2 protein-coding genes are annotated in these 4,883 nt (G+C 62.6%); both read left to right on the top strand.

Going from position 1 to position 4,883, the window contains the following annotated elements; translation table 11 throughout:
* On the top strand, positions 1-3,413 hold a 3,413-nt coding region (locus A9D60_RS26755; protein WP_368072361.1), incomplete at its 5' end, for a beta strand repeat-containing protein.
* Positions 3,414-3,517: 104 nt separating this feature from the next.
* The gene (tssK, locus tag A9D60_RS24340) at positions 3,518-4,864 is read left to right on the top strand and encodes a type VI secretion system baseplate subunit TssK (RefSeq protein ID WP_065269977.1); all 1,347 of its coding nucleotides are present in this window, start codon (positions 3,518-3,520) and stop codon (positions 4,862-4,864) included.
* The last annotated feature ends 19 nt before the right edge of the window (positions 4,865-4,883 follow it).

The raw sequence follows: 4,883 nt of genomic DNA, 5'->3' as shown, positions 1-4,883 counted from the left end.
CCACAGTGAGCGGCGGCACGGTGGCGGACYTGGAGAACAGCGCCAGCGGTGATCTGACGATTGCCAGCGGCGGCACGGTGACAGCTTTGGGCAATGCGGGCACCGCCTCGAACGCGGGCACCGTGGGCACGCTGAACCAGACCGGAGGCAGCTTTGCAAACAGCGGTATTGTTAGCGGTGCGGCAGCGATTTCGGGCGGCAGTGTGACCAACAGCGGTTCGATGGATGGGGCTGTGACCCTGTCGGGCGGCACGCTGGACAGTTCCGGCACGCTGAGCGGCGATGTGACGGTTGCAGCGGGAGCGGAACTGACCACCAGCGGCATTGCCGGGACGGTGGACAATGGCGGCACAGTCAGCGTCACCGGCGGCAGCACCGCCGATCTGAACAACAGCGGCAGCGCCACAGTGAGCGGCGGCACGGTGGCGGACCTGGAGAACAGCGCCAGCGGTGATCTGACGATTGCCAGCGGCGGCACGGTGACAGCTTTGGGCAATGCGGGCACCGCCTCGAACGCGGGCACCGTGGGCACGCTGGACCAGACCGGAGGCAGCTTTGGAAACAGCGGTAGTGTCAGCGGTGCGGCAGCGATTTCGGGCGGCAGTGTGACCAACAGCGGTTCGATGGATGGGGCTGTGACCCTGTCGGGCGGTTCGCTGGACAGTTCCGGCACGCTGAACGGCGAGGTGACGGTTGCGGCGGGAGCGGAACTGACCACCAGCGGCATAGCCGGGACGGTGGACAACGGCGGCACAGTCAGCGTTACCGGCGGCAGCGTTGCTGATCTGACAAACAGCGGCAGCGCCACGGTGAACGGCGGCACCGTAACGGACCTGCAGAACAGCTCCGGCGGCGGTCTGACCGTCGCCAGCAGCGGCACGGTGGCAGCACTGAGCAACGCGGGCACTGTTACGAATGCCGGTGCCGTGGGCACACTGAACCAGAGTGGCGGCAGCTTCACCAACAGCGGTACTGTCAGTGGTGCGGCAGCGATTTCGGGCGGCACCGTAATCAATGACGGCACCATTGGGGGCAACGTGGCCATTTCCGGCGGCACGCTGACGAACAACAGCACCATAAATGGCGGCATCTCCAATTCCGGCACCTTGGTTTCCACTGGGATGATTGCAGGAGATCTGAGGAATAGCGGCAGTGCTACAGCTGATCTGTCTGGAACGCTGGACGGCAGCCTGACCGTTCAGGACAGTGCAGTGGTCACTGTCTCAGGTGACCTGACGGGGGTGGAGAGCTTCTCCAATTCCGGCAATGCCACGCTGGCCTTTACAGGCGGAAGCACCACCGTGGCGAGTGGCGGTACGGTGGCAAACGGCGGCCGGGTAGAGATGTCCGGGGCCACGCTCACCGGATCAGGGGGAACGGTTTTTGAGAACTCTGCAAACGGCAGTTTGACAGTCGGCAGCAGCGCCCGGCTGGAAATGGGGCTGGAAAACTCCGGAACTGCCGCCATCGCGGCAGGCGGCAATGTGACCGGAGATGTGATCAACAGTTCCGGCGCAACCCTGGATCTGGACGGAACTGTCACCGGTGATGTCACCAATGACGGCACCGCAACGCTGGCAGGCGATGTTTCCGGTTCCTTGAGCAACCGAGGGACCCTGACCGTGGATGGCACGTCGGAAGTTGCGGGAACGCTGTCCAGCAGCGGGAGAATGATCATTGAAGGCAACTTGTCATTTGGTGCGCTTGAAGTCAGCGGAGGCAGTTCTGCACAGGCAGTCGGCATGAATGTCAGCGGCGCTTCGCTGCAGGTGTCCGGCAGTGGTGTACTGGCATCCGGCACACTGACCAACACGTCCTCTCTGGGCCTGTCAGATGGCGCCACGGTCCATGCGGCGGTGGTGAACAGCGGGACAATCATCGCCGATGGCACCGTCACCGGCGCCGGCCAGCTGACCCATCAGGCGGGTGCGGTCATCGACCTTGCTGACGGGGCGGGCGACGATGTGTTCAGAGTCTCGGGGGACGCCGTTCTGAACGGCACGATCGAAATGGATGCGGTGTTCGAGGACGGCGCAATTCAAAGCGATGTTGTCGAAGTGTCTGGCAACCTGTCCGGCCGGGCCACCTTCAACTTCAGCAACACAGAGGATCTGACCAGCCGTTTGACCGGCAGTGTCGATGTTCTGACCTACGGCAGTGGCGGGTTGCAAGGCGTCACGGTCAGCGGCTTGCCCAATACCGGGGCAGCGGTTTATGCTCTGGTCGACAATAGCAGTGCCGGCGCCTACCAGCTGCAAGGTGCGGCCAACCCTGCGGTCGGCGGGCTTGCAACCGGCCTTACGCTGACGCAATCGCTGATGGGCAGTGTGGTCAACCGACCGACGAGCCCCTTTGTGACAGGCCTCGCTGTCCCGGGCGAAGACGTTTGCGGGCTGGGGACCTGGAGCCGCGCCACAGGCGGCCAGGCAACCGCCTCCGGGACATCAGAAACCGCACTTGGCAGCTATAGCAGCGAGCTGTCAGCAGATTACTACGGGTTTCAGATCGGCGCGGATTATTCCTGCTTCAACGGCTATTTCAACGGGTGGGATCTGAGCTTTGGCGGCATCGCAGGCTATAATGGCGGTACCACCACGCAGCCGGTCTACTATTTCGATGCCAACACCGGGCTTCTGAACCCGAATGTGCGCACCAGCACTAACCGCAGCAGTTTCTCCCAGCGGTATGGCAGCGCTTATGCGGCGGCTTCCCGCAGTTTGGGCGATAGCGGCCGGGTGCTGTTTGCAGACGTGCAGATCAGGGCGGATCGAACCGCGTTCGATCTTGAAAATCAGGTGAATGCGGCAGTTTTGGATACAGTGCGGACACTGTCCGGGGATGCGACCCTTACGGCAGAGGATTTGAGCTTCGGCGTCCAGGATCAGTCCTACGACAGCCGCGGCCTGACCATCGGGGCCTCGGCAGGGCTTTCGATTCCCTTGAACGAAGCCAAGGACCTGCGCATTGTGCCCTCGCTGGGGTTTTCGTTTTCGAACATCGAGACCGATACGCTGTATTTTGACAATGGCGAACTGGAGATAGAGGACATTGAGAGCCGGGTGGGTTTTGCGGGCCTGACCCTGTCAAAGAGCAAGATCGGCCTGTCCGGCACGTCTGCACTCAACTATTTCGCGACTGCAACGGTTTACCACGACTTCGGATCACCCGTGGAGTCGAAGTTTTTCCTCTATGACCCGGACACTGGCGAACGTGCCGGAACCGCGCTGAGCAGCACGAGCAGCAATCTTGGCACTTATGGCGAACTCAGCCTTGGTCTGAACTACACCAAGATTCTGGAGCCGGGCAGCGCGCTGCCGGGGCGTCAGCTGGATGCGTCGTTCCGCGCGGACACCCGGTTCAGTGACAGGCTCGACAGCTGGGGGGTGACCGCTCAGATCCGCCTGCAGTTTTAGGATGCACTACCGGGCCGTGTTGACGATCTATCTGAAAGCCTTAAAAGTTGCGTCATTCTTACCGGGGTCGGCGGCCCGTTTGATATGGAAGTGATTGAAAACACATGTCGAATTTCAGCAAAGTGGCCTGGAAGGAAGGGCTGTTCCTTCAACCGCACCATCTGCAGCAGGCCGACCGCTACCAAGAATACCAGCTGCGTGAGCGCACAGCGAACATAACACCCTATCCCTGGGGCGTTAGCGAGCTGCGGTTCGACCGGGACCTTGCGCAGCAAGGCAAGATCGGTCTGCGGGCGGTGGCAGGCATTATGCCGGACGGCATGGCCTTTGATGCGCCGGGATCGGCGCCGCTGCCAGTGCCCGTGGAGGTGCCGGAGGATGAAGCTCAGGGGCTGGATGTCTGGCTGACCTTGCCGGACGCCAGTGTCAGCGGGCAGGATGTGGCGCCCGCGGCGTCAAATGCGGCGGCACGTTTCGTCCTGAACGCCGAAACCGTGGTCAACAACGCTTCTGCCGGCCGCTCCGAGCACGTCGTCGAAATCGCTCAGCCGCGGCTGGAACTGGCGCTGCGGAAAACTCCGCGCCCCGGATACCAGAACATCCGGCTGGCGCGCGTCATCGACATGCGTGATGGCATTGTCACCCTGGATGACAGTGTGCCGCCGGTCGCGCTGGTGATGCGGGTTCATCCAGCCTATGAGGGCTATCTGAGCCGCGTCATCGGCTGGATTGAGGCCAAGCTGGAAACTCTGGCGCGCTATGCCTCCGATCCCTCCTCGGGCGGGGGGATGCAGGCCACAGATTACCTCATGCTGATGGTGCTGAACCGTGAGCTGCCGGTTCTGCAGCATATGCAGGGTCTCGCAAATCTGCATCCCGAAAGGCTTTATGAAAAACTGCTGGCGCTGGCGGGTGAGCTGTCCACCTTCGACCAGGGTGCGCGCCGGACCCGGACCTATGAACGCTACAGCCATCAGGACAGCAAGGACAGCTTCACCGCTCTGGTGCAGGACATCCAGCAGCTGCTTGCCCGGGATGTGGGCCGGGCGGTGCGCCTGCCGCTGAACGAGGTCCGCGCCAACTCCTATGCGGCGCTGGTCAATGACCGCAACCTGTTTGCCCAGGCGACCTTTGTCATCGAGGTGTCCTCCAGCCTGCCGCTGACTCAGGTGCAGCAGCAGTTCCCGCAGCTGTGCAAGGCCGGCCCCTCCACCAGCATGAAGCAGATTGTCAGCAACAACCTGCCCGGCATCGGCCTGGTGCATCTGCCCAACCCGCCGCGGCAAATCCGGGTGGTGTCGACCAATGTCTATTTCCTGCTCGACAAGTCCTCGGACCTGTGGCGGGAGTTCTCGACCGCCCCGGCGGTGGGGCTGCACTTTGCGGGCAACTGGCCGGACCTGAAGCTTGAGCTTTGGGCGGTGCCGGAGCTGGCCGGACCTGAAGCTTGAGCTTTGGGCGGTGCCGGAG

The organism is Leisingera sp. JC1 (assembly GCF_001679925.1).
In the GTDB taxonomy this organism is placed as follows: domain Bacteria; phylum Pseudomonadota; class Alphaproteobacteria; order Rhodobacterales; family Rhodobacteraceae; genus Leisingera.
Note: the sequence above shows the minus strand (reverse complement) of the source record. Positions and strands in the feature narration are given on the sequence as shown.

Bases quoted from the DNA above. Each gene is read 5' to 3' on its own strand.
- tssK (WP_065269977.1), top strand. From the start codon at position 3,518: ATGTCGAATTTCAGCAAAGTGGCCTGGAAGGAAGGGCTGTTCCTTCAA.